Origin of the sequence: Desulfomarina profundi, from assembly GCF_019703855.1 — a bacterium.
In the GTDB taxonomy this organism is placed as follows: domain Bacteria; phylum Desulfobacterota; class Desulfobulbia; order Desulfobulbales; family Desulfocapsaceae; genus Desulfomarina; species Desulfomarina profundi.
Window position 1 is genome coordinate 3,842,275 of the sequence record NZ_AP024086.1, and the last position, 25,845, is coordinate 3,868,119.

General features: G+C 46.9%; 24 protein-coding genes. 6 read left to right on the forward strand and 18 right to left on the reverse strand.

Translation table 11 applies throughout. From position 1 onward, the window contains the following. Position 1: 1 nt before the first annotated feature. Positions 2 to 706: a response regulator gene (locus tag LO777_RS17740; protein ID WP_228855161.1), complete on the reverse strand. Its 705-nt coding sequence runs from the start codon at positions 704 to 706 to the stop codon at positions 2 to 4. A gap of 295 nt (positions 707 to 1,001) precedes the next feature. Here LO777_RS17740 and LO777_RS17745 point away from each other — a divergent pair, with 295 nt between their 5' ends. Continuing rightward, positions 1,002 to 1,220: a hypothetical protein gene (locus LO777_RS17745; RefSeq protein ID WP_228855162.1), complete on the forward strand. Its 219-nt coding sequence runs from the start codon at positions 1,002 to 1,004 to the stop codon at positions 1,218 to 1,220. A 50-nt stretch (positions 1,221 to 1,270) separates the two neighbouring features. Here the strand turns inward: LO777_RS17745 and LO777_RS17750 are convergent, their stop codons facing one another. The 5 genes from LO777_RS17750 to LO777_RS17770 form a co-directional block, all read right to left on the reverse strand. After that, positions 1,271 to 2,128, reverse strand: a complete 858-nt coding sequence (locus LO777_RS17750; protein WP_228855163.1) for an HDOD domain-containing protein — start codon at positions 2,126 to 2,128, stop codon at positions 1,271 to 1,273. Then, positions 2,125 to 3,990, reverse strand: coding sequence for an EAL domain-containing protein (locus LO777_RS17755; protein ID WP_228855164.1), 1,866 nt, complete (start codon positions 3,988 to 3,990; stop codon positions 2,125 to 2,127). The genes LO777_RS17750 and LO777_RS17755 overlap by 4 nt, the downstream gene beginning before the upstream one ends. Continuing rightward, entirely contained in the window at positions 3,990 to 6,668 is a 2,679-nt protein-coding gene (locus tag LO777_RS17760; RefSeq protein WP_228855165.1) for a response regulator, read from the reverse strand. Before LO777_RS17760 ends, LO777_RS17755 begins: the two co-directional genes overlap by 1 nt. After that, positions 6,665 to 7,186, reverse strand: a complete 522-nt coding sequence (locus LO777_RS17765; protein ID WP_228855166.1) for a YfiR family protein — start codon at positions 7,184 to 7,186, stop codon at positions 6,665 to 6,667. Before LO777_RS17765 ends, LO777_RS17760 begins: the two co-directional genes overlap by 4 nt. 104 nt (positions 7,187 to 7,290) lie before the next feature. Further along, positions 7,291 to 9,345, reverse strand: coding sequence for a TonB-dependent receptor plug domain-containing protein (locus tag LO777_RS17770; RefSeq protein WP_228855167.1), 2,055 nt, complete (start codon positions 9,343 to 9,345; stop codon positions 7,291 to 7,293). Positions 9,346 to 9,727: 382 nt separating this feature from the next. Here LO777_RS17770 and LO777_RS17775 point away from each other — a divergent pair, with 382 nt between their 5' ends. Further along, complete coding sequence (locus LO777_RS17775) at positions 9,728 to 11,806, forward strand: marine proteobacterial sortase target protein (RefSeq protein ID WP_228855168.1); 2,079 nt, start codon at positions 9,728 to 9,730, stop codon at positions 11,804 to 11,806. 52 nt (positions 11,807 to 11,858) lie between these two features. Here LO777_RS17775 and LO777_RS17780 read toward each other — a convergent pair whose 3' ends face one another. Further along, positions 11,859 to 12,020 (reverse strand): hypothetical protein, encoded by a 162-nt coding sequence (locus LO777_RS17780; protein ID WP_228855169.1) that lies wholly within the window; start codon positions 12,018 to 12,020, stop codon positions 11,859 to 11,861. A gap of 140 nt (positions 12,021 to 12,160) precedes the next feature. On the opposite strand from LO777_RS17780, the gene LO777_RS17785 reads away from it, so the two are divergent. Then, positions 12,161 to 12,751, forward strand: coding sequence for a class GN sortase (locus tag LO777_RS17785; RefSeq protein ID WP_228855170.1), 591 nt, complete (start codon positions 12,161 to 12,163; stop codon positions 12,749 to 12,751). A 34-nt stretch (positions 12,752 to 12,785) separates the two neighbouring features. Here LO777_RS17785 and LO777_RS17790 read toward each other — a convergent pair whose 3' ends face one another. Continuing rightward, the gene (locus LO777_RS17790) at positions 12,786 to 14,507 is read right to left on the reverse strand and encodes a methyl-accepting chemotaxis protein (RefSeq protein ID WP_228855171.1); all 1,722 of its coding nucleotides are present in this window, start codon (positions 14,505 to 14,507) and stop codon (positions 12,786 to 12,788) included. Positions 14,508 to 14,754: 247 nt separating this feature from the next. Here LO777_RS17790 and hpt point away from each other — a divergent pair, with 247 nt between their 5' ends. Both hpt and LO777_RS17800 read left to right on the forward strand, forming a co-directional pair. Next, positions 14,755 to 15,327, forward strand: a complete 573-nt coding sequence (hpt, locus tag LO777_RS17795) for a hypoxanthine phosphoribosyltransferase (protein WP_228855172.1) — start codon at positions 14,755 to 14,757, stop codon at positions 15,325 to 15,327. A gap of 1 nt (position 15,328) precedes the next feature. Beyond that, entirely contained in the window at positions 15,329 to 15,760 is a 432-nt protein-coding gene (locus LO777_RS17800) for a thioredoxin domain-containing protein (RefSeq protein WP_228855173.1), read from the forward strand. A 2-nt stretch (positions 15,761 to 15,762) separates the two neighbouring features. Here the strand turns inward: LO777_RS17800 and LO777_RS17805 are convergent, their stop codons facing one another. Beyond that, on the reverse strand, positions 15,763 to 16,434 hold the full coding sequence (locus LO777_RS17805) for an NUDIX hydrolase (RefSeq protein WP_228855174.1): 672 nt from the start codon (positions 16,432 to 16,434) through the stop codon (positions 15,763 to 15,765). 225 nt (positions 16,435 to 16,659) lie between these two features. Here LO777_RS17805 and LO777_RS17810 point away from each other — a divergent pair, with 225 nt between their 5' ends. Continuing rightward, positions 16,660 to 17,250: a LysE family translocator gene (locus LO777_RS17810; RefSeq protein ID WP_228855175.1), complete on the forward strand. Its 591-nt coding sequence runs from the start codon at positions 16,660 to 16,662 to the stop codon at positions 17,248 to 17,250. A 7-nt stretch (positions 17,251 to 17,257) separates the two neighbouring features. Here LO777_RS17810 and LO777_RS17815 read toward each other — a convergent pair whose 3' ends face one another. The 9 genes from LO777_RS17815 to lptA all read right to left on the reverse strand — a co-directional run bounded on the left by LO777_RS17815 (position 17,258) and on the right by lptA (position 25,685). Then, positions 17,258 to 18,523, reverse strand: coding sequence for a TRAP transporter large permease (locus LO777_RS17815; RefSeq protein WP_228855176.1), 1,266 nt, complete (start codon positions 18,521 to 18,523; stop codon positions 17,258 to 17,260). Further along, positions 18,520 to 19,041 carry a TRAP transporter small permease gene (locus LO777_RS17820; RefSeq protein ID WP_228855177.1) on the reverse strand — a complete coding sequence of 174 codons (522 nt, stop codon included), beginning with the start codon at positions 19,039 to 19,041 and terminating at the stop codon, positions 18,520 to 18,522. The genes LO777_RS17815 and LO777_RS17820 overlap by 4 nt, the downstream gene beginning before the upstream one ends. Next, on the reverse strand, positions 19,038 to 20,066 hold the full coding sequence (locus tag LO777_RS17825; protein ID WP_228855178.1) for a TRAP transporter substrate-binding protein: 1,029 nt from the start codon (positions 20,064 to 20,066) through the stop codon (positions 19,038 to 19,040). Before LO777_RS17825 ends, LO777_RS17820 begins: the two co-directional genes overlap by 4 nt. 33 nt (positions 20,067 to 20,099) lie before the next feature. Then, the gene (locus LO777_RS17830) at positions 20,100 to 20,954 is read right to left on the reverse strand and encodes a TRAP transporter TatT component family protein (RefSeq protein WP_228855179.1); all 855 of its coding nucleotides are present in this window, start codon (positions 20,952 to 20,954) and stop codon (positions 20,100 to 20,102) included. 87 nt (positions 20,955 to 21,041) lie between these two features. Further along, complete coding sequence (locus LO777_RS17835; protein ID WP_228855180.1) at positions 21,042 to 21,713, reverse strand: hypothetical protein; 672 nt, start codon at positions 21,711 to 21,713, stop codon at positions 21,042 to 21,044. Between the two features lie 106 nt (positions 21,714 to 21,819). Next, positions 21,820 to 22,779, reverse strand: coding sequence for a helix-turn-helix transcriptional regulator (locus LO777_RS17840; RefSeq protein ID WP_228855181.1), 960 nt, complete (start codon positions 22,777 to 22,779; stop codon positions 21,820 to 21,822). Positions 22,780 to 22,782: 3 nt separating this feature from the next. Next, positions 22,783 to 24,240 carry an RNA polymerase factor sigma-54 gene (rpoN, locus tag LO777_RS17845; RefSeq protein ID WP_228855182.1) on the reverse strand — a complete coding sequence of 486 codons (1,458 nt, stop codon included), beginning with the start codon at positions 24,238 to 24,240 and terminating at the stop codon, positions 22,783 to 22,785. Between the two features lie 10 nt (positions 24,241 to 24,250). After that, a complete protein-coding gene (gene lptB, locus LO777_RS17850) occupies positions 24,251 to 24,973 on the reverse strand; it encodes an LPS export ABC transporter ATP-binding protein (protein ID WP_228855183.1) in 723 nt (240 codons plus the stop codon). Positions 24,974 to 25,142: 169 nt separating this feature from the next. Further along, positions 25,143 to 25,685 (reverse strand): lipopolysaccharide transport periplasmic protein LptA, encoded by a 543-nt coding sequence (lptA, locus tag LO777_RS17855; RefSeq protein WP_228855184.1) that lies wholly within the window; start codon positions 25,683 to 25,685, stop codon positions 25,143 to 25,145. Between the last annotated feature and the right edge of the window lie 160 nt (positions 25,686 to 25,845).

Below are 25,845 nucleotides of genomic sequence, written 5' to 3' on the forward strand. Positions count from 1 at the left end.
ATCAATCGGTAAGCCAGCGGTATCCCATACCGTATTCGGTTCTGATACTGTCAAAATCGGCATCCATTTCCCGGAATTTATCCCTGATCCTCCTGATATGGGCAGTAATCGCATTGTTGGTAACAACGGCGTTGGCAGCTTCCATCAGCTGTTCATGGGATTTGACATGGCCGGGAATCCTGACAAGAGAATGCAGAATCCAGAACTCGGTGAGTGTCAGGGGAATGAGATGTTCCTGCCAGAATACCTGTTTTCTTTCCTCGTTGATTTGCAGGCTGCCCACATGGGTAATATGGTCATTTTTTTCAGAATGCAGTTCCCCTTTCAAAGATTCCACGATTTTAAAGAGAGCGGAAATTCGAATCGGCAGGAAATCAAGGGTTGTTGTGTCCTTGGTCAGGTAGTCCCAGGCACCGAGGCGCAGCCCGGAAACCCGGTCCAGATCGGAGTCTCTTGCCGTCAGAAAGATAATGGGAATTGTCGGGGAAAGCTGGCGGAGCTCCCGGCACAGGTCAAACCCGCCTTCCATTTCGTCCTGCAGCATCACGTCCAGGATGGCAAGATCAGGGAGACTGTTTTTAAAGGCGGCCAGTGCTCTCGGGCGGTCGGGATAACTCTGCACCCTGTACCCCTCACGCTCAAGGGCCTGGGAATAGTTGGCACGGAGAGAATCATCGTCTTCAACAAGGGCGACTGTATAAATCATTGTTTTTTCAGTGTGTTGAGTTAATTCAGGTATTTCAGTTTAAAGTATGCTCTTCAATGGACCATACCTGACAAATCTGCATTTATCCACTGCTTCCCCGGCCGTTATATTTTTTGTCATATTTTGTCATATTCTTTTTGTATCTTGTCATAAAGTGCTCAGTTGATGGTCATTCTTTTCCTGTCTTTTTAGAATGGTTGAAGTGGCGGGAAATTTAATAATATGTTGATTAACAGAATAACATATTTTCCATGGGATTTTTAAGGGAACAGCGCTGTTTTCATGGAGGTTGACTTTGAGACGTTTGTTTTTTCATGCTAATAATAAAAAAAATAAAAACCGATTTGATCCCGGCAATCTTATGTTGCTTATCTATGTAACAGTCGTGCTGTTTTTTCTTCTTTTCGGCGGGCTGAGTCATGTAAAGGCTGAAGACATGGACCCTTCCCGGCAAGTTAAGTTGCTTTCGGTATTACCTGTGACAGTACAGAAAATAATTGATAATGTACTGTGATTTTAAATTGTATTTGAGTTATTGATCAGAGGAATACTTGGGACAAGGGATCAGTGACCGATAAGGGCAACAGCTGATTGCTGAATTCGTTCAAATTGTTTCCATAAATTGTTAAAAATATTTTCTGCTTCAACTGATTTAATTTCCAGAACTTCCAATGTCTCAAATGGAGGAGACCATTTGAGATGGAATTCAGCAGCTGCTATCATGGAGATTGCAACGCCCACCAGGAGAGACATTTCCCATCCCTTGTTTCTGTAGTCTTTATTTTCATGAAATTCCATTGTCTGGGGCAGAGGATCAGGCAGACACCACAGTTTTCCGAGATAACCACCTGCTTCCCTGTATCCTGCACCTGTCTGTTCTTTCAGGGTTTGATCTATTGATATATTCTGATCCGACTGATGCAAACGAAGCGCATGGGCAGTAGCTTGCGGGAGCTGGTGGGCCATCCACAGCAACCCGAGATTATGTAGAATTCCGGCAGTTCTGGCACTTCTGAGTAAGTCTTTGCCGGAGGTTGCGGCAGTCAGGTTGAAGGTTGTTTCAGCCACTGCCATTGCACGAACCCAATATTTATGAACATCAAAAGGCGGGCAACGACCAGGATCAAAAGGGGCTGAAATAGCAAGAGAAATGCTGATACTTTTGACAACACCAAAACCAAGTCTGGCACATGCTTCATCGAGTTCAGCAATCTTTCTGATTGGTGCTGACCAGGCTGAATTTGCAAGGGAGATAAGCCGGATAACAATCGTGGGAAAGTTATGCAGTATTTCCGCAATCTCACCATAATCCAGAGTTTCATCTTCAAATGCAGTCAGAAGAGTTGATACGGAAGATGGCAGAACAGGAAGTTGTGCACTGTTGAGAGTTTGGAAAACTGGATTTTCCCCGGTAGTTTTCATGACGTTTTCCCGATGATTGGAGCATTGGTAACATTTCCCGTGACAGCATTTCTGAAGTCTTTTTTTGCCATGTTCGGAATTTCTTCTGGAAACAAAGGCTTACTGAAGTAAAAACCCTGGACAATTTCACAACCGATTCCCCTTAATACAAGGAGTTGTTCCCTGTTTTCAACACCTTCTGCAATAACTGAATTTCCAAGGGCCTGGGCAGCCCCGATAATAGTACCGAGAAGAATTGATGAGTCCGCATCTTCCATCATATCAATGATAAACAGACGGTCAATTTTCAGGCAGTCTATCGGTAAATTTTTCAGAGAGGCGAGGGATGAATAACCAGTTCCAAAATCATCGATAGCAATTTTTATTCCCATTTCTCTCAATTGCTCAAACATTGTTATGTTTCCATCCAGATTCTGAACGACACTTTCTGTGATCTCAAGTTCAAGCAATTCAGGCGGAACATTGGTTTTTTGCAGAATCTGCTGAACAGTATTATAAAGTTCCGGTTCGTGGAAATGGATAGGTGAGATATTCACTGCCATTTTGAAATCAGAAATTTTCTCTTGTCTCCACTGTGAAAGTTGGTAGCATGCCGTTTCCAGTATCCAGTTTTCCAGAGATTTAATCACGCCTATTCTCTCGGCAACTTTGATGAAATCGTTAGGTGAAACCAGGCCCAGATCAGGATGTCGCCAGCGGACAAGGGCTTCCACTCCCGCCAGGCGTCCCCGGACAATATCTATCTGGGGCTGGTAATGCAGTTCAAACTGGTCCCTGTCAATGGCAGCCCGAAGTTCCTGTTCGAGCCATAAACGTTTTTCCGCCTGAATTGTCAGTTCCGGTTGATAAAAAGCATAACGATGTCTACCTTGGGCCTTGGCCGAGTACATGGCACTGTCTGCAGCTTTCAGCAGTGTCTGCAGGTTTTCCCCGTCCTCGGGAAAGTGGGCAATGCCGATGCTGCACCGGGGACGTAGTTCCCTCGCATTCAACATCAATGGTTTGTTTATTTCTTCCAGGCAGCGATTGGCTACATCCGCGGCGACATATTGATCATTAACATGATCAACCAGTATACAGAATTCGTCTCCGGAAAGGCGGGCGACAAAATCAGTATCTCTTAAAATCATTTCCAGTCTTTCAGCAATTTTTTTCAGCAGTTCATCACCGGTATCATGGCCGAGGCTGTCGTTTACATCTTTGAAGCCATCCAGATCGAGGTAGACTAGAGCAAAACGCTCATCCCGCCGTTTTGCCGCTTTTATAATATCCTCCATGTGTTTATAAAAATAGGCACGGCTTGCCAGTCCGGTCAGTTCGTCGGTGTAGGCCAACTGTCTGATTCGCTTCTGCGTTGCAATCTGTTGGGTGATGTCCTGTACTGTCCCCAGGATAATCTGTCTGTTGTTTGGAGCACATCCTATTTCCTGGTGTACAGTCATGGCGGGCCGGTTATTTACAATAAGCCTGTACTCGGCAGGTTGTGGCGGAGCACCCTCGGTCGTTGATATGACGAGGCTGTACACAAATTCCCGGTCATCAGGGTGAATCTGTTCGAAAAAGTCTTTCAGGGTTAACTGGTGAATATTTTTGGGATTGCCCATCATTTCAGCCAGATTGTCTGAAACTGTCAGTCGATCCGACAGAGCATCCCAACGCCAGAAGCCAAAACCTGCAATACGCTGGGCACTTGAAAGCTGTTCCTGGTTTTCCAACAGGTTTCTGGCATTGTTGCTCGCACGAAGCTGGAATTTGATCTGTTGAAGGAGAATGGGATAATTCACCGGTTTTACAACGAAGCCTGATGCACCTGATTCAAAGGCCATATCGACAGATTTGCTGTCTTCAAGTCCGGTAATCATCAATATCTGAGGGGGTGTATCTCTTCCATTTCGTGCAGCCTGCGACACACCTCAAAACCACTCATCCCTTCCATTAAAGCATCAAGCAATACGATATCCGGAAGAAAACGTTTGGCCATTACCAGCGCATCTTCACCTTTTTCCGCTTCAAAGACAGTATACCCTGCGGCAGTCAACGCTTTGGATGTTGTCAGACGGAAAAAAGGGTCATCATCCACAAGAAGAATTTGTCCATCCTGTGAGAGGGATGAAGGAGCAGCCATAATTTTTTTGTTTTCTGAAACAGCTATATATTCTTTCTGTAATGCGTCAGCTACCTGTGGCAGCAGGTCTTCAATCTGAGATACGAGAGTCAGTGCACGGGAGGAACCAGTATGTTCAGGAATGGCTTCCAGCTCTGCACAATATTTTGACAGTTCAACAGCACCCAGGGTTGCGCAACTGGATTTCAGCCGATGGGCAATTCTTTTGAGTTCGCTTCTTCTGTTGTTTTTCACTGCTTCTTTGATTGCAGCTATATCTATTGGAGAATGTTTATGAAAATTATTTATTGCATTTGTGAGAATATCATGACCTGTTTCCTTGCTCAGATCATGCAATTGTTGCAATGCAGACGTATCCAGCAGGTTGCGGGGGCTTTTTGAAACGGAATAAGAGATGTTCTCCTCCGGTGTTTCATCAGGAAAAGAAATAATCCATCGGCGCAGTTCTTCCGCAAGCTGCTGACGACTGAATGGTTTACTCAGATAAGCATTCATTCCCGAAGAGAGGCACTGTTGAACAATTCCTTTCTGGACGTCTGCTGTCAAAGCAATAATGGGTACAGGGTCTCTTTTTTCTTCCTGTTCGATTCTGCGAATTTTTTCTGTTGCACTGAAACCATCCATTTCAGGCATATGGCAATCCATCAGGATGAGATCATAGTGGTGGCCGCTCCATGCATTCAGTACCTGTAGTCCGTTTTCAACCAGGTCAGCCTTGCAGCCTAATGCTGACAGCATTCCTATGGTAACATCCTGATTGACCTCATTGTCTTCTGCAAGAAGGATTCTTCCCCGGGAAAGAGGTTGAACTTTTGGAGTTTTTTCGTTTACTGATACAGTATGGCTGAGGGGTTGGGCATTTTGCAGTGAAACAACAGGAAGTTCGACAGTGAAACGGAAACAAGCTCCTTTTCCAGGTGTATTAACGAGGTCGATATTGCCATCCATCATTTCCACCAGCCGTTTTGCGATTGCAAGTCCAAGGCCTGTTCCCCCGTGTTTTCGGGTTATGGTGCCGTCGCCCTGGCTGAAGGCATTGAAAATATGGAGCTGCTGTTCAAACGGTACTCCAGGGCCGGTGTCAGATACTTCAAAGAATATCGTCTGTCTTTTTTCTTGAACAGATTGTACTGTAACCCGAAGTTTTACTTTTCCCTGTTCAGTAAATTTAACTGCATTACCAAGTAGATTGACCAGGATCTGTCTCAGTTTGACCGGGTCACCCGTAACCTGTGCCGGAAGTTTCCGGGGAAGATCAAGCTCCAGATCCAGACCTTTATGATGTGCCTGTCCGGCAACAAGTTCCACTGTATTTTCCAGAAGAGAGCGTAGATTAAAATCTTCAAGGTTCAACTGCAGTTTGTTTGCTTCAATTTTAGAGAAATCCAGAATGTCATTTATGACATCAAGCAGGCTTTTCGCGGAACGGTATGCCGTATCAGCCAGTCGTCGGGCACGAGCGTCCAAATCACTGTCCAGGAGCAGCTCAGTCATACCAAGTACACCGTTCATGGGAGTTCTGATTTCGTGACTCATTGTTGCCAGAAAATCACTTTTGGCCTGACTTGCTGCTTCGGCTGCTTCCCGGGCCTGCTCTGCTGCTTCTTTTGCCTGCACCAGGTTACGGGTACGCTCCCTGACTTTTTCTTCAAGTTCCTGTCGGTAAGATGCCAGGATGTCATCTCTTTCCTGAATCTGTCCGAGCATATCATTGAAATTTTCTATGATAGTAGCAATTTCATCGTTATTTTCCGGTGTCAGCCTGAGGCTGAAATCCTGAGTGTCGGAGACTTTCTGCATGCCACTTAATAAATCGGAAATGGGAGTGGATATACGTTGCTGCAGGCGGTTTGACAGAAGTGACACTCCTCCCATGATTAACGACCAGAGTAATGATGTAATTCCAAGGAAACGTAGAATTCTGTCATAAAGAGGTTGGAGGCTGGTGTCCATCCGGATAGACCCCAGGAACTCTCCTTTAAAGAATATGGGGCGATAAATATGTATGGTACTCCAGGTGATTCTGCTGCTATTAAATTGTTGGCCAGAGCTTTCCGGGGTGGGAATCCCCTGGCTATGGCCGTCATGGACTGTCCAGTTTTCTTCCCCAGGACGCTTGTAGATAGCGAATTGACTGTGGTCCATCTGATAGAGTACAGCACCCTTGACGCTGGGTTCTGTACTCAGTGAGCTGAGGAGCTTATTTGCCGTTTTCTGGTCATCAAAAGTCAAGGCTGCCGTTGAATTGGTGACCACGAAATCTGTCAACACCTCTGCCCGTTCCAGCAGCATCTCACGATAGCTGAAGAATTCAATACCCAGAAAAGCAAGAGCTGTGGCAAGCAGAGCAAGTCCGCTGGTCAGTAAAATCATGTTTTTGATTTTATGGGCAATAGTTTCAGTCAGCCCTTTCATTTTGATGTTCCCTTAGGATTATCGTCAACAATGGTTGCAAGTTCCAGTAGCGGTGCGGCAATTTTCAAACCGGAGGTATGTACATGGCCGATATTAATTTTGAATCCGATTTGGCCATCATTAAGGACAAATTGAATCATTCCTCCCTGGTCGGCAAATTTCTTGCTTTCGCCAATGGTCAGAATAGGTTTGTTCGCGAGGGTGTTTATAATGGAATTGAGATAAGAACGTTTTGAGTCACTGATAAAAACCAGTTGACAGTTTTCATTGATTCCTTCGGATTGCATAAATCGATGGATGGAAATACGAGCATTGTTGACATATCTTTTTTGCAATGTATCCAGCAGAGAACCAAAATCATCTTGTCCAAGGATACAGATGCCAAAACTGCCATCATCACCCTGACTGTATTGTTCCGGCCATTCGATAAATCGTGTTAATTTGTACAGCAGGGCAGCCTTCAGCTTGTATTCAGGGGATACAGATCCGGCTGCGACTATCTGGACGGAGATTACCATCAGGAATATAATTAGTCGAATTGTATTCCTGGTGGTGCGTGATTTCCAGTTGCAGATCATCCGTTTCATGTATTGAATTGTCTGAGGCGTTTGCAATGATACTGTCAAAAAAAGAGACGGACCTGTGCATATACTGCACGCTCAACTTCTGTTGTTAAAAACAGGTTCTCTCCGACAAATTCAGGATGACGGGAATCAAATAGATTCTGTCCTGTCAGGGAAAGCTCAACCTGTTCAACAGGGTGCCAAGCTAGGCGTGCATTAAAGCTTGTATAATTCCGGACGGAATCTTCGTAGAAGAAACTTGTTTTGTCCAGACTGTCGACATAGTAAAACCAGAAATCAAAATTCACTTCGTGGCTGAGATCCATGAGGGAGCGCAGGGAAAACTGGTTTGCAGGACTCGATCCTTTGGTAACTGTATTGGTGTTGCTCATATCGCTGCTCGAATTATCAAAAGAGCTTGAGATTTCAAGAAAACTGTAGTTTGCCTGAATTCGCCACCAGTCAAGTGGACGCCAGTCAAGACTTATTTCGAGACCATAACTGTTTGCCGACATTTTGTTTCCGAAAACAGAATTCGAGAGAGGTGATGTACCTGCTGTCTGTTCAAAAGTCTGAAGTTTGTCATAATCGTGGTAAAAAAAGGCCAGGTCAACAGAGTAATTTTCTTTTGGTTGAACACGGTATCCGAGTTCATAGGCAATAACTGTTTCCGATTCAAAATTTTTATTTCCCTTTACGCGGAGTATCACAGGATCAAATTTAGGGGGGAGGGGAAGAATTCTGCTGATAATATTCGAACTTGCTTCTAAACGGGAAGGAGTTCTAACAGCCCGGGAAACTGCACCCCACAAGGTGTTTTTTTCATTTGCCAGCCAGACTATTCGAGCACTGGGTTGGATTTCCACCCCAGTATAGTCATTATGTTCGAACTTGGATCCCAGGGTAAAACGTACAAGATGCGGCACGAGCTCAATTTCATCCTGGATGAAGCCACTGTAAAGATTTACTTCCTGGCTGTCAGGCAGAAACTGCACCATAAATGAGTTTTTGAAGTCGTCTCTGATGGATCGATAGCCAATTCCCCATATTACATCATGGTTCTCCACTATTTTCAATTGATGCTGGAAGTCAATGTCAAGGGTGTCATGGGTCTGATCAAGGAAAATTTCAGAACGATCTGTATGGTCAAAATAAACCTGCAGGGTTGTGCTGGCCTGATCGGAGATTCGGTAATTCCATTTGGCGAGCAGATTATAGCCTGATGATTCGATTGTGTCGTGAGTAGCCGGTGCAATGTAGAAAGGGGCGTATACCCCGTTTTCAGGATTTGAAGGATCTTTCCATATATTGATGCGCTGGTTTTCATCGGCACTGTAAGCATCACCCTGCAGGGTCCAGCTGTATTTTCCCTTATAATGTCCGTCAACTCGGAATCCACCCTGGGTTTTTTCCCAGCCGTCACCAGCATCTCCTCCCAGTGCCGGGGCATAAGAATCATCCCTGTTGTTGTACTTTAAATAGAATCTTCCAGTAATATCAGATGAAAGATCAGTTCCATAGCGTAAAGATGCAAATCCTTTTTCTTTGTTTCCCGTACCGGCAGTCATCAGACCACCCTGTGTTGAACCGGTATTTTTGGTTATTATATTGATAACACCGTTAACAGCATTGGCACCCCATACTGTTGCTCCGGGTCCGCGGATAACTTCAATGCGGTCAATATCTTCGAGTAACGTATCCTGTACATCCCAATAGACCCCAGAGAATGTAGGGCTGTAAACTGTTCTACCGTCAAGCATCACCAGGAGTTTGTTGGAAAACTGACTTCCAAAACCACGACTGGTAATCACCCATTTTCCGGCATCGATATGAGCCACATGGATGCCTGGTGCCATCCGCAGCGCTTCCGCAATGCTGGTCACCCCTGAGCGCCTTATATCTTCACTGGTTATGACATAGACAGCGGAGGCAACCTCATTGAGCGGCTGCTGTTTTTTGGAGACAGTCGTAACCTTTATTGACAGGAGGTCTTCAAGGGGGAGGTCAAGGTAATCCGCTATGGACTCTTCAGCAGAAACCGGTGTCGAGGTCCCGATCAGCATACAGCAGAAGGAGATAACAATACCTTTAACGATCAAGTCACTATTTTTCATAATCATTCTCGGTTGAGAAAGGAAAGCGGGAAAATGGAAATAACGTATTTTTCTACAGTTATAAAGAATTATCCTTAATCTGAGAATCGTTGTCAAGGTGGAACTATATGATATGGTGCTTCTGCGAAACAGTATGCTTTTCCATCATTTTCCATCATCTTTTTTCTGTAACTTGTCATGTTTTCTTCAGGCAAAGATCACTCTTCTCTATTCTGTTTACATAAAAGACTTCCCGGACAGCAGCGGCCTGCGTTGCAGATTGGGGCGTTTTTCAGAAAATTCCACTGCAGATAGTAATTCTGCCAAAGTCAGATTTCCTCAAACGAAAATTCTATTTTTTTAAGGCACCCTGAAGAGGTTATTTTTATTCCGGAGGTTATGTATGAATATATTACCGTTTCATTTGTGGCAAAAAGCAGCAGAGAATCTTTTAAAACACAGCAACATGCAGAAGGGTGTACCTGTTCTTTTTCTGTTATTTTTTCTTTTTGCAGGAATAGGTTATGCGCAGATCCCGGAGCCGCACCAGGGAGAACTTCTTTTTACACGTGAAAATGGTCGTGCTGTTTCTGCGCCTCTACTCTCCCAGGACATAGATATAGAAATAAGCGGGATTACCGCACGGGTTACGGTGAAGCAGGAATTTATCAATCTGGAGCAGGTGTGGCTGGATGCCCGCTATGTCTTCCCTCTTCCTGATGCATGCAGTGTTGATCATTTGCTCATGCGTATAGGGGAAAGAGAGATAGAGGGAGTAATACAGGAAAAGCAGAAGGCCAGACAACTCCATGAGGCGGCCCGTAGAGAGGGGAGGAAATCTTCTTTAGTGGAGCAGAACAGGCCTAATATTTTTACAACTGATATCGCCAATATTGCTCCCGGTGAAAAAATTTCTGTCAGTATTGAATATCAGCAGGAAGTGGTTCCGGTGGATTCCATTTTTTCACTTCGTTTTCCCATGGTTGTGGCACCCCGGTATATTCCGGGAAAAGCGGTTCGGTTTTCTGCAACCGGGTGGGCGCCGGACACGGACCAGGTGACGGATGGCTCAGAAATCTCACCACCCGTCGACCTGGCTGGAGAAACGACGGTTCCGATCAGAATGAAGATTGATCTTGCCAGCGGTTTTCCCTTAAAAAGAATTGAATCTCTTTACCATGGAATCAAGGTGGAGGAGCTGGAGGAAGGGCACTATTCCATAACGTTGAACGGGGTGGTGAAGGCGGATCGTGATTTTGTTCTCGAATGGGAGGCAGAGGAGGGTAAAGAGACCACAGGAGCCCTATTTGCTGAAACCATGGGAGAAAACCAGTATATGCTTCTTATGCTTATGCCACCGGATACTGTACAGAATGGACCAGTGGCGAGAGAAGTTGTTTTTATTCTCGATATCTCCGGATCCATGGCCGGATCTTCCATAGTTCAGGCGAAAAAGGCGATGGTACTTGCTCTTTCCAGGTTGCAGCCGGTGGATTCTTTTAATCTCATTGTTTTTAATCAGGAGGCAAGATCACTCTTTACGGATTCAAAATCAGCTGACAGAAAAAATATCCAAAAAGCGCTTGAGTATATCAGTACATTACAGGCAGATGGGGGGACAGAAATGAAGGATGCTCTTCTGCTGGCCCTGGATGGGAAACATCATCACAGGAGGATTCGCCAGGTCGTTTTTGTAACCGACGGTGCCGTCGGCAATGAGGATGCACTTTTTGCGATTATTGAAAAAAGGCTCGGAGATTCCCGCCTGTTTACCGTAGGTATCGGTTCGGCCCCTAACTCTTATTTTATGACCAGGGCGGCACGGGTGGGCCGGGGTACCTTTACTTATATCGGCAGGGTTTCAGAGGTAGGGGAAAAAGTGGGGATGTTGTTTAATAAACTTGAACATCCGGTCATCTCTGATATTCGTATTGATCTTGGAGGCAATGCAAGGAAAATCGAATATTATCCCAATCCTATTCCTGATCTTTACTATGGTGAACCTCTTGTTGTCGCATTGAAAACCGGGTGGGAAAATGAATCTCTGCATATTACCGGCAGGGAGGCGGGCAATTTATGGGAAATGATTGGTGATGCCACAAAATTTGGCAAACGAAAAGGAGTGGGGACACTCTGGGCCAGGCGGAAAGTCCGTGCTTTCATGGAAGCACTGGCCCTGGGGGAGGATGAACAGAAAGTGAAGGATGTTGTTCTGAGAACAGCGTTGGAACACCATCTTGTAAGCAGGTATACCAGTCTTGTGGCTACTGATACCATGGTCAGCCGACCTGCGGGAACTGCCAGTGAACAGTCCATGGTGAAGACCCCTCTTGCCCATGGCTGGCAGGCGGCTGCCGTGTTCGGTGGTGGGTCACAGACTGCGACCTCTTCAGCACTTTTCTTGCTGCTTGGAGTTGTTTTTCTTTTTGTCGGACTGTTGTTTTGTGTAATTATCATAAAAAATGATTCAAAATGTGCCTGAACTGACCTCTGGTGAACATTGTGTAAATTTTTCTGGGTCACTGATAATTGTCTCATTGTTTGTGTTCTATAATTATTCTCAAAATTGACACAATGTTCATGAGAAATGCGGCATAGCCGTCATCAACATCGCAGTAGTGGAATATTCCACTTTTGTGTCCTATGGAAATATCTGTGTCAACCCAAATACGTTTCTGCTCCCGTGATGTTGTCATGATGTCTTCTCCGGTAAAATCATTGTCTGTCAGATTTGTTTTGCGAACTGTCATATTCGATGTGGTGAATCGTCATTCTCTTTGATTTTACTGATATCAAACAATTTTTCCCAGGATAATGAATTATATGGGTTTGTCTGATGAAAAAGCGATTTCTTGTTCTTTATATTGTTTCTCTTGGTTGTTGTGTTGCGGGCCTGCTGTTGCTTTCGCTGGGTGGTTGGATTCGTATCAAGGCTGTGGTGGCCGGATATCTGCTGAGCAGATCCTGGGAAATGAGTCTTGAAAGCGGCAGGCCGGTCAAACCTTGGCCATGGGCTGACACCTGGCCGGTGGGGCGACTCAGGACCGCGGACGGGAAAATTGATCTGGTGATTCTTGAAGGAGACAGCGGTGAAGTACTGGCCTTCGGGCCGGGTCATGTCAGCGGCAGTGACAGGGTTGCCGGTAGCGGGCATTGCGTTTTGGCAGGTCACAGAGATACCAGTTTTTCCTTTCTTCAACATCTCAAAAAAAATGATGTATTGCTCCTCCGTGGATTGAACGGTCCTGTTAAATATTATTCTGTGCAATCCTTTCTGGTCAAAAGATCGAATGAACTTTATTTTGACAGCGAGGCGGATAACAGGTTGACCCTCATTACCTGTTATCCGTTCTCTGCTGTTGTTCCGGGAGGAAATTTACGCTACCTGGTTTTTGCAGAAGGTATTCCCTCAGGTGCTGTTCTCTGACCGAAAAACGCGAATTTCCCATGAGAAATGCGGGCTAAAACTTGAAACTGTTTATTATTTCAGTAACCTGATGAGACATGCTACTCAGTTTCTTTGCCCGGTTCTGGATCTGTATAGAGCTTTCGGAAAGGTCAGCAGCCGCTTCATTGACCTTACCTATGTCTCCGGAGATGGTTCCGGCAACAGTTGAACTGTGGGTGACATGTTCATTAACTTCCCTGATACCACTGGAGGTGCGGTTGATGGAATCGGCAATTTCAGCCGTGGCAGAGGACTGTTCTTCTACTGCTGAGGCTATTTCTGTGACAATTGCGTTGATTTCATTGATAATTTTAGATATTTCATTGATTTCGTGTACTGTTGAGCCGGTTGTTTGCTGGACACCCTCGATATTCGATTTTATCTCCAGGGTTGCACTTGCCGTCTGCTGAGCCAGCTCCTTGATTTCATTAGCAACAACACCGAACCCCTTTCCTGCTTCTCCCGCTCTTGCAGCCTCGATAGTCGCATTGAGTGCCAGCAGGTTGGTCTGTTCTGAAATTTCAGTAATGGCCTCAGTCACCTTACCGATTTTTCCGGCCGCCTCTCCCAGTTCACCCATTTTTTCTGAAGCAGATTTTGCCTGCTTCACCGCGGTATCTGAAATGGATCTGGCCTTTTCAGAATTTCTGGCTATATCGTGAATTGTCGCAGTCATCTCTTCTCCTGCTGCTGCCACCATATTGACATTGTCGCTCGATTCCTCCATGGTGGCGGCAACACTGTTCAGGTTACTGCTCATCTCTTCCGCCGACTGGGTCACATTGTCGGCCTGAATGGATGTAATACGGCAATTTTCCGCCATTTTTCCAGATATGGAGAGCAGTTCACCGGAAGATCGCTCCACGGAATTTGAATTGGAGGAAATGTTGATGATAATACTCTGCAGTTTTTCAATAAAAGTGTTGAACCATTCAGCCAGTTCATTAAGTTCATCTTTTCCATTTATTTTCAGACGTTTTGTGAGATCGCCTTCTCCCTCGGCAATGTCCTGAAAATTGGCAATCAGCATTTTCAGACTTTTTACGATTCCGGAAATAATAAAAAGACTGAGAAGGGTCAGACCGATATAAATAATACCCACAGTGGCCAGCATATAGTAGGACCGACGTTCGGTAATGGCGGTCAGTTCCCTGTCTATTTTCTCAATTTGTGTTTCCAGTTTATCGGTATAGACTCCTGTCCCGATCCAGTAGTCCGTACCGGGAATTTCTTTTGCAAAACTGATTTTCGGCCTTGTGGTCCCATCAGGTTCTGACCAGTGATATTCAAGAAAACCACCGCCATTTTCAGCATTTTTCTTCAGAGCCCTGATGACATATATTCCGTTTTTATCCTGTAGGTCACCGAGGTCTCTGCCCTCGTTTGCCGGATTGGCCGGATCGATTATATTAGTGGTATTTCGGTAAATAAAGAAATAGCCGGAATCATTTTCTCCAGAGCGAATAGATTTGAGGATGGAGCGCATGGTGATGACATCCATGTCACTGTTTTTCCCATGGTTTATAAAGCCGGCTATTGATGATGCCAGAATTTCAGTTGCCACTTTGATCTTGATTTTGTGTGCATCGATGAGTACTGTTTTTGTCCTTTCAAGGCCTATATCTTTAATTTTGTTGAGATTCATCCAGGCGAACTGGGCGTTGACAATGAACATGAAAAGGGTCATGGCCAGGATCAGATACATCCTGCCTCTGACTGTAAGTTTACTTAACATGGTATACTTCTCCTCATAAAAATAGATATTGAAAGCCGATAGCGTGCGTATTGTGCAGAAATTGTTGTGCAGTATGCTAAAAATTATATGGAAGGTTAAGGCGTATGGGATAGTTGTTTATTTGTTGTATCACAGGGAAAATAAAATTGTCGAGTAAAAATTTATGGATTTAATACAGCAGTTGGCTATTTAAGGTGGGTGTCCAAGTTGTGCTAAATGTGCATGTCTGTCGTTACGTGCAACTGATATGAAAAACAGAGAGAAGAGTGAAAACGTGGAAAATGGTATTGTTAAAGTCCTGGTGACCCGGGAAGAGGTGGAGAAAACAGTAAAGCGGCTTGGGTCGGAAATAACCCGGTATTATGATGAAAAAGAGACCGACCTGCTGCTGGTAGGGTTACTGCGGGGATCGTTTGTTTTTCTGGCAGATCTTGTGCGGGAGATAAAACTGCCTCTTATGGTAGATTTCATGTCGCTTTCCAGCTACGGTGACGGCACAGTCAGCAGTGGGGATGTCAAAGTGGTGATGGATCTTGACACTTCTATTGAGGGAAGGGATGTTCTCATTGTCGAGGATATTGTCGATACCGGGAACACCTTCAGCAAGGTCATCAGAATGCTGAAAAACAGAAAGCCCCGATCTCTCAAGGTCTGTACTTTTCTTAATAAACCGGAATGCAGGATTGTTGATGTGAAGATAGATTTTTGCGGCGTTGATATCCCCAATGAATTCGCTGTGGGATACGGGCTGGATTATGCCCAGAAATATAGAAATCTTCCCTATGTGGGGGTCCTTGACCCGGAAATTCTGGAGGAATAACATGAGTGATCTGGTTAGATGCCCTGGATGTGGGGCAAAAAACAGGATTGCAGCGGAGAAACAGCATCTCGTTGCAAAATGTGGAAAATGCGGAAGTAAACTTCCAGCGCAGGGTGGGGTAATTGAACTGGATGACAGTGGTTTTCAACGAGTCGTTATGACGTCTTCCCTCCCGGTTCTGGTTGATTTTTATTCACCGACCTGCGGTCCCTGTCATGCACTGGCCCCTGTTATTGATCAGCTGGCACGTCAGTATGCAGGGAGGGCCCTGATCTGTAAACTTGACACCAGTCGTCATCAGATGAGTGCGGCAAAGTTCAAGATTCGTGGTGTTCCCACTCTACTCTTTTTCAAAGGGGGGAAGCAGGTGGATCAGGTGGTTGGTGCAGTTCCCGCCCATGAACTGGAGCAGAGACTTGACAGACTGTGTTGAAATTATCGCCAGGCAAAATATGGTTGCTCAAAATGGGCAACCCGTGTCTGTTTTCCCAGGAGGGCAACTTCACGGAACTGGTAGAGTATGGCCGCAGTGGGGGTGGCAATCCAGGAGTTTCCCACCGGCATGAAGAGAATTGGATCTTCGGATTCAGGGGAGTTGTCTAAAACCGGAGCATCTTTTCTGAGAAGTTCCCGGCAGGAAATTCTGTGAATTGACGCCACCTCTTCCGGGTTGGCATGCAGGTACGGTGTTTGCCCGCCCCAGAGTATGACTGGAGTGATATGAAACCCGGACCTGGTGATGAAATCATCAAGACAACCCAGTATCCGGTCTTTTTTCAGGTGCAGTCCAACCTCTTCCGCCAGTTCCCGCAGGGCCGTTTCTTCCTCTGATTCTCCTGTATCAATGCTGCCTCCGGGCAATGCCCACTGGCCTGCATGGTTTTTCAACCTGGCTGATCGCCGGGTCAGGATCAGGGCTGCCCCCTCGTCTGTTTCGGGCAGGAGTCCTCCAATATTTCCAGAGTTACGGTAATCAACAATTGTAATTGCCACAGCAGCCCGTCGCAACCCTCTGTTATTGAGAGGTTTTCTCTTGAATTTTGTGAGATTGCTCTCTACCAATTCCCGAAGGCTGTTTGAGCAGGTAATGTTTTTCATATTGTGCATTCTGGATCCGGCATGGTTTCCCGGCGGTGTTTGTGCTGTTGTATAAGAAATGAATACATTGTCCCCAATGCCAGTTCCTTTTACAAGAGAATGATGTCATTGACGGGAGCTGGAAGAAATAAAAGTAACAAAAACATACTACCTAAGTCCTGCAATTTGCAAGTTTACCGGAGATGCAAGGCAGCAAAAGTGCAGGATTCAGGTAGTATTTTCAGGAGTAATAAAATGCTGGACAATATAGTGCCCTTTATACTGTTTGTCATTGCCATGACAGGGACACCGGGGCCGGGAAATCTTACGATGATGGCGATCGGTCAGACAACAGGGTTTTCCAGTGCCATACCGTTTCTGCTGGGTACTGCGGTTGGCTGTATTCTCCTGGATACCCTGGTTGCCTGTGGCCTGGGTGAACTTTTGCTTGCATCACCCGCAGCGGCTTTGGCTCTAAAGGTTACAGGGCTTGTCTATATTTTTTACCTTGCAGGAAAGGTTTTGTTTCTTCAACTGGAAGGGAAAAAGGTAACGAAAAAGTTTTCTTTTTTTGAAGGGTTTCTGATCCATCCCCTGAGCCCGAAAAGCTGGGCCATGGCGGTTGTCGCCTTCAGCCAGTTTATGATACCGGAACAGGCTCTTCTGCCCCAGGTTGCAGTTTTTGTAGCAACTTTTCTCATGGGCCTTCTGGTTTTTCACAGTTCCTGGTGTGCGGCAGGGGCTTTTATCCCGAGATTGGTTCAGTCGCGGAGGACTCTTTTTTTTATTAATTGTATCATGGTCGTTCTGATGGTCGGAGCCACGGTCTGGGCCATGCTGGGGTGACACAGAGTCAGCCGGCAAAACGGATCAGAGCGAGGCTGAGCCAGGGGAAATAGGTGATGATAATCAAGGTGACGAGGAGCAGGGCCAGAAAGGGGAGTGTGGATCGATAGAGTTCGGTGATCGGTTTTTCAAAGCGATAGGAGGCGAGAAAGAGATTCAGGCCGACAGGTGGAGTGCAGTAACCGATCTGCAGGTTTGTGAGAAAAATAATACCGAGATGGACAGGATCGACTCCGTAGCCTGTGGCAATGGGCAGGATCAGCGGGACGATCAGAACCAGGGCCGAAAAAATATCGAGCATGGCCCCAACGATAAGCAGGAAGATATTTAACAGCAGGAGAAAGGTATACCTGGAGTCTATATAGGTCTGGATAAAGGTAAAGAGGCGTGTCGGGACCTCCTGGTCAATCAGGTAATTTGTTGAGGCCATGGAGGCCGCAAGAATAACAAGTATACCACCGAAAAGGATCATGGATTTGCTCATGATGGAGGCAAGAGCGGAAAAAGGAATATCCCTGTGGATGAACAGTTCCACAACAAGGACATAAAGAGCTGTTACCGCCGCGGCTTCTCCGGGTACAAAGATACCGCCGTATATTCCCCCCAGCAGGATGACGGGCAATGGCAGCTCCCAGCCGATTTCACGAAGGGTGGTTATTTTTTCTTCCAGGGTAGTTTCGGGGGTATCAATCTCCCTTTTCGGACGCTGAAGAATGGAATAGCCCATCAGGAGAATGAGCATCAGGATGCCCGGCAGGATTCCGGCGAGAAAGAGCTGGTCGATTCTCGATTCGGCGATAACTCCGTAGAGGATCAGGGGCAGACTGGGGGGAAAGAGCAGACCAAGGCTGCCTGAGGAGGTGATAAGTCCCATGGAAAAACGCTCGGAGTACCCGTCTTTTAACAGCGCAGGCAACAGCAGTCCGCCAAGGGCGAAGATCGTCACCCCGGATGCACCGGTAAAAGCGGTAAAAACGGCGCAGACCAGCAGGGTGATAACAGCCAGTCCGCCGGGCAGCCAACCGAGAAAGAGCTGTGAGAATTTCAACATCCGTCGAGGGGCCTTGCTTTCAGAAAGAAGAATACCGGCAAAGATAAAGAGAGGCAGGGAAACCAGCAGCGGGGTGTCAGCCAACCGTGACATTTCGATAATTACTACCGAGATATCGATATCGGCGGAGGAAAAGGAAAGCAGGGCCAGCGCTGATATAATCAGAAAAAGCGGAGTGCGCAGCAGGGCCAGAACCAGAACCAGAATTTTTAGAATATTCACCGTCTGCCTCCCGCAATTTTTCGGTCAGGGGAGAAACAGCGGATTGCTGCAAGGATCGAACCTATCAGGTATTTGAAGGTCATCAGGGCAAAGGTGAGGAGAAAAATACTGTTTGGCACCCACGAGGGAAGACCGAACAGGGCAGTCCCGCCAAACTCCATTTCACTCTGAAGAAAGAGCCAGGAGGCAAAGGCCAGCCCCCCGGCGGCGGCTGTACAGAAAAGATCAGTGGCCAAAGCGACCCAGGGCCGCAGAAAGGAAGGGACAAGAAACCCCGTGAAATCAAGAGCAATATGCTTTCCTGCACCCGTTGCCTTCAGGCCCCCGAGGAGGCCGCACCAGAGAACAAGGTGCCTGAGGAGTGGGTCGGCCCAGATCAGTCCCCCGGATGTCCAGCGCATGACAATCTGCAGACAGGCGAGCAGGAGCATGAGAGAGAGCAGGAGGCAGAGAAGAAGATCCTCTCCCCTGCCTGTCAGTCGGGCCAGTTTTTGTAACGGATGGGTTGGTGTACTCAATTATCCTTCCCGTTTTCCTGGTTTTTCCTGAACTCACTCAGCAGTGCTGTGGCCTGGGAATAGATTTCCGGAGAGAGGGATTTTTTCACAAGCTGCTGTACGGCCTCATCCCGTTTTTCTCGAAGCCTGCGGATTGTTCCCTTGTCTGCCTTGACGAATGTAACCCCTCTCTTTATCAGGACCTGCCTGGAATCAAGGTTACTGGCACGGGTGTTTTCAAGGAGGACGGGAAAATGCTTCGCGGCCGCCGTGTGGATAATTTTCTTATATTTTTCGGGTAGTTTTCCATACGCTCTGCCATCAAGAAGAAATACGCCATAGGCATACCCGTAGGGGACATCTGTAATGTATTTCGCCTTGGTGAACCACTGCAGGACAATGGAACCGTAGAGGGAATTATAGACGGTATCCACAAGACCTGACTGCAGGGATGAAAGAACATCAGGAATGGAGAGCTGTACAGGGCTGATACCAAGTGCGGCCAGGAAGCTTTCAGAGACGGGGTCGCCTGAGGGACTCCAGTTGGAGGAATTTTGCAGGTCGCTGAGGGTTGCCACAGGTTTTGTGGACATGGCATAGATAAAACCGACTTCAGTCATGGCCACAAGTTCCAGTCGTTTTTTCTGAAATTTCTCCTTGAAAGTGGGCAGCAGTCCTGCCAGGGTATAGTCTATCTCCTCGTAGGAATTGAAGAGGAAGGGGATAGCCATCACTCTGAAATCTGGCACGATTCTGGCGATTCCAGTCATGGTGAAACCACCGCCATGGAGTTGTCCCACCCGCATTTTTCTGTACATGGCCTGATCATCTCCCATGACCCCGCCCGGGTAGACCCGGAAACTGACTTCCCCACCCGTTTTCTTCTTCACCTCCGCACCGAATTTTTTAAACTGCTGCACCCATACGGATCCAGCGGGGGCAAGGCTGCCGATTTTGAACAGGTATTTTGATCTGGCTTCCACCAAGTGTGCAGTCGACAGGAGAATGAGAGTTACGGAAAAAAGAGTAAAGAGTCGTTGTTTCATAAGGTTTCGTGAAGTAGAGGGAGGAGGGACTGATCATTCAGCAAAATAATCTTCCTCCAGGAGTCGCCTGGCTTTTCTTACTGCCAGTACATTACTCAATGCAAATTCCGGCGCACTGTCAATGGGGAAGTCAAGGATCTCCTTGAGCAGGGCATTATACAGCTTTTTGTCCTGGGTCTGCCTGGCCAAGGTGGCGGCATAGGTTGCCTGGACAAGCAGGAATTTTCTTTTTGAGAGTTCCAGGGCCCGCTTGAAATGGTATCTGCTGAGTTCCGGTTTTCCACCGAAAAGAGCAGGTTTGGCAGCATAATATCCTGCAAAAAAGAGGTGGATGGAGCCTGCCTCAAAAGTTTCGTCCAGTTCAAGGAGTCTGGCCATGATTTTTTCTATGACAACAAGGTCTGCCATGGCACCGGGAGAACCGTGCTGGGCCTGTACCCAGCTTATCCAGCCAAATGTTCCCCAGAATACGGAAGGGACGTCACCCTTGCCAAGTCCGGCAAGGCTTTTGTCAAATTCCGGGCCCTCCATCTGGTCCATGGGCAGAAAATGGCTCAGGAGCTTCAATCCGTATCCATGCGCTTTTTCCGTAATTGCAGCGATACGTTCTTCAGAAGCGCCGCATTCAGGGAGGGTCGCAGCATAGGCGCTGTAGGACTGGGCGCCGGTTCGCAGCAGGTTTTCGCTGTCCGGGGAACCGGCGATCATGCTGTCTATCATCAGCAGGAAGGCTGGTGCACCTTCGCAGACCAGTTCGGGGTCGGTCTGTTTCCTGAGGTTACCGGCAGCCGGTTCCACAAAGGTTGAAGTAAGCAGGGATGAGCATGAGGAAAAGGCTGCTACAGTGAAGAGAAGAACAGTTATTGTCCAGATAATGCGGATGGACATGACAGGGCTCCGGGAAAGAATACAGAAGAATCCCCTCCCTCGCATCGAACCGGACCGACAAAAGAGGGGATATATGGCTTTATTGCATTATTGCTGCTGTGGCTGCTCTCCTGTGGCTGTGGAGAGGGCATCCTGGGTGGCCTTGACCACTTCCTTGGTGGCTTCAACCATATTGTTCATCGCTTCCTTGACACCTGTTTCGGCCGCGGCGGTCTGCTGGGTGGTCTCATTTTTGACAATTTCCTTTCCCGTTTCCACTACCTCAACCGCCACTCCCCTGGTTGCTTTCAGCATTTGCTCTGTGGCGGTGACCATTTGCCTGGTCATGTAAACCATATTATTAGTGGCGACGACAAGTTTTTCGACTGCTGCAGCAATTTCTTGACCTCGGGCATCGAGGTGGGGAGCGGGTTGTTCGGCTGCCGACGGGTATCTTTTCTGAAGATCACAGGGTTTGTTTACAGGAGATACTTCCTCTGTTTTTGTTTCTTCAGCAACCGTTGTTTCCTGTGGTTGTTCGGTGACCTGCTTCTGCTGACCGTGGTTATCCGCCGGTGCCGATTCGACTGTTTTTTCCACGACAACTTGAGTTTCTTCACTCTTTTCTTCTTTTATTACCACGTGCGGGGTGGTTGCCTGCTCCACTGTTGCCTGGATTTCAGTTTTCTTGTGTTTGGCCTGTTTTTTTTCATTTTTATCAGGAATACAGCCGGATACAAAGAGATAGCACAGGACGAGAATGATTATTCCATATTTCATTTTTTGCTCCTTTATACATTAAGTTCAAGATAGAACAGTAGGTTTTGTGGGTTTCCAAGAAAAATGCAAGTCGAACAATATCATATATCCCGGGAGTTTTGAACTGTTATTTTGTGAGGCTGCCGGGGTTTCTGGAACTGTATATACCTGCCATTCCATTGATTTCAGAAATAATTATTCTTTGCAGTTCTGGTGGAGAGACCACTTTTGCATGGCTTCCGTATTGCAGAATTTTCATGGTGATCTCTCTGAAATCACTGACGGGAAGTCGGAGCAGTAATCCCTCGTCGGTCTCTTTTGTTTCCTGATCTCTGTGCCAGAACTGGTTGCGAACCAGTTCCGCCGCCGTTCCCGTGAAGAGAATTTCGGCAGTACAGCGGAGACTACCTTTGAAAATGCCAAAGGATTCCTGCAGGCTTTGTCTGTCAATGCTCAGTCCTGGTGGAATCGGACTGTCGGTGATTTCCACGGTAGTGATTCTGGCCATATGAAAGAGGCGAACAGCCTCTCGCAGGTTGCAGTAGGCCAGCAGGTACCAGCGTCCCTGGTAGTTGTGAATGAGCAGGGGGGCGATTTTCCTGGTGCTGTTTTTTTTATCAAGAGCCTGATAGGAGATGTTCAGGAATTTCTCCCTGGCCAATCCGTCAGAAATTACGGTAAAAATATGGTGGTCAACAGTTTCCACTTCTATCCACTCGCAGGAAATTTTTTTCAGGAGTTTCCGGTAGTCCGGCAGGACCATGGTGGACAGTTTTTTTTCGAGCTGTTGTACTTCCGGCAGCTCTGCCAGCCCGGCTTCGCCGGCGAACCTGTTGAGCATAGTGAGCAGAAAAACAATGCGGGGGCCGTTTTCAAAGGGGAGGGCAAAGGATTCATCCCCGTATCTGTAACCGTTTTTTTCCCGGTCAAAGACCAGGGGCGCCAGAAGGCGGTCCCGCAGGTAGGCAATATCTCTTTTGGAAGTTGCCGGGGAAGTTTCAAATTGTGCCGAAAGACTCTTTGAGTTGGGGAAATTTCCCTTCACCACTTCCTGGTGGAAATAGAAGACCCGTTCAAGCAGGCTCATGGGTTATTTGGCGTGTCTGCGATGTTTGACCGGAAGGATTTTCAACTGGTCCCTGTACTTGGCGACTGTCCTTCTGGCAATTTTTATATTCTGTTCAGCCAGTTTTTTTGCAATGGCATTATCGCTGAGCGGTTTGGCCTTGTCCTCTTCCCTGATCATTTTCTTGATCCGCGCCTTGATCGATTCAGCGGCCAGTGCATCTCCTCCAGTGCGGGGAATGGCCGTGGAGAAGAAGTATTTCAGCTCGTAAATGCCCTGGGGTGTATGGACATATTTGTTGGAGGTGACCCGGCTGATGGTGGATTCGTGCATTTCAATATCATCGGCCACATCTTTTAAAATCAGGGGACGCAGGTAATGGGGGCCGTGTTCGAAAAAATCACGCTGAAATTTCAACAGGCTTTCCACGACCTTGTATATGGTGCGCTGCCGCTGGTGCAGGGACTTGATAAACCAGTCGGCATTTTTAAGCTTGTCGCTGATATAGTTCTTTGATTTTTTTTCCAGATCCTTGCAGTTTTCCAGCAACTCCTGGTAATGGGAGGAGAGCTTCAGTCTCGGCAGGTCATCATCATTAAGGCGGATGACATATTCGCCGTCTATCTTGCGGACGTAGACATCAGGGACAATATAATTGGTATTTTCGTTGGTGTAGGGCAGTCCCGGAAAAGGAGAGAGTTCAGAAGTAATAAAATCAATTGCCCGACTGATTTCAGGTTTCTTCTTTCCGGTAGCTCTGGCAATTGCCTTGAAGTTGCGGGTAACAAGAAGGGGCAGGTGGTTTTTTACTATTTCGGCAGCCAGGCTGTTTTCCTTACCCATCCTCTCAAGCTGCAGGTAGAGTGACTCACTGACGTCCCTGGCTGCAATGCCCGGAGGATCAAGGTCCTGAATCACTTCAAGAACATATTCAGCATCATCCCTGTCGCAGCCGGTTTCAGCCTGTATCTGGTCCAGGTCGACTTCCAGAAAACCGTAGCGGTTGAGGTTGCCGATGATGAACAGGGCAATTTCCATCTCCTTTTCGTCCAGTTCGCAATGGGCAAGCTGCCATTGCAGGTAGGACATCAATCCCGGTTTTTCGGAAATAAATTCGAATTGGGATGGGGTATCGGCGGGGGGTGTTTCGTGGGCAAAGGAGAAGTTTGAATCAAAATTATTAGCGTAATCTTCCCAATTTACCTCACCCATCTTATCGGATATTTCCACTTTTTCCGTGACATCCAGCTCCCTGCCTTCTTCGCCGGTCTGTTCAACGGTTGAGGAGAGGGACAATGGATTTTCGATGGTTTCAGGGGTGGACAGATCCTCTTCCAGGGCCGGATTCTGTTCAATTTCCGCCTGGAGAGCATCGGAGAGTTCCAGCCTGTTGAGCTGAAGGAGCTTGATGGCCTGACGCAGCTGGGGCGTCATTACGAGTTTCTGGGCCAGCTTGAGCTGGAGTCTGAGTTCGAGGGCCATGGAATATCAGTTACATATGAAAATTTTCACCCAGGTACATCTTGCGGGCGACTTCACTTTCAATAATATCGTCCGCCACACCGGAGGTGAGTATCTGTCCTTCATTCATAATATAGGCAAAGTCACAAACCTGCAAAGTTTCTCTGACATTATGATCGGAGATAAGAATTCCAAGTCCCTTGTTCTTAAGGTTGTAAATCAGTTTCTGCAGGTCGTTAACGGCCAGGGGGTCAATCCCGGCAAAGGGCTCGTCCAGGAGGATGAATTTGGGCCTTGTGGACAGGGCCCGCATGATTTCCACCCGTCTTCTTTCTCCACCGGAAAGGGCATGGCCCTTGTTGTGGCGGAGATATTCAATACCGAGATCATCCATCAACTCGTCAATCCTTGCGTTGATTTCCTGTTTGGACAGCCCCAGCGGCTCCAGAATTATCCGCACATTTTCTTCCACCGTCAGCTTTTTAAAGACAGAAGGCTCCTGGGCAAGATAGGAAATACCTTTCAAAGCCCGTTTATAGATGGGAAGATTGGTGATCACCTCACCGTCAAAAAGAATATTCCCCTTGTTCGGGCGGATGAATCCGGCAATGGAATAAAAAGATGTTGTTTTTCCGGCACCGTTGGGACCGAGCAGGCCGACCACCACACCTGTTGTGACCTGGAGGCTGACGCCGTCTACAACCGTGCGGGGACCGTAGCGTTTTACAATATTTCTGGTTTCCAGCAATGACATGATATTTTCTGACTGCGCACAAAACTCAATCCGGAAAAGCAGTTGCGGTTTCAGGTAAGCTGAGTTTTCAACTCCCTGAAGCCATGAAGATTTTGTGGCTTTATTTTAAGTAATATGATGAAAATTTATTAAAAATTATTTAACTGAGCTGATTCAGAAGATAAAAAATTTATTTTTGAATAATGGTCATATTGACCCGTGATTTCTTTTTCTTTCTGCCGGACTTGGAAACAGTTGTTCCCACCCTGCCTATAACCTCGGAGCGACCTTCGTCCAGATAGTAAATGATCTTGCTGCCGCTGACCATGTTCTGTCCCTGCCAGGCCTTGGCATTATCAACAAGGATAACCTGTCTTTCCTTTGAAAGATAGATCATTTTTTTCCCGGTACCCAGCCAGTCGCCCCTGGTGACCTCCACATTTCCGGTACAGATCAGTTTCTCAACCTGCTGGGCCATTTTCGGGCCATTTTTTTTCTTTTTCTTGTCCGCCCTGGTGTAATAGACGGTCATTTTGTCCGCACGGATGCGCACATCACCCTGTTTTGCGTCGACATCGCCGGTAAAGACTACGGAGTTACTTTTTTCCGTTGAGGTCATATGGTCGGCTTCGATATGAATGGGTGATTTTGCCGAAAAAACGGTGACCGGAAAAAGCAGGATAAGTGCTGCAAGCAGTGAAACTGCGATATGGGAATGAAAAAAGATCTTCATTGTATTGCTCCCTTTCAGGTGGTTGTCCGGCAGGAGAAGGGGTTCAGTCCCTGGCTTGTGCCGGTTTCAGTATCGGGCGCATGGTAGCTTACTGACCGATAATTGTAAAGAGTTGGTAATTCCCGCCGCTACTGACAACGAAAAAAAACCGCTTCAAAGT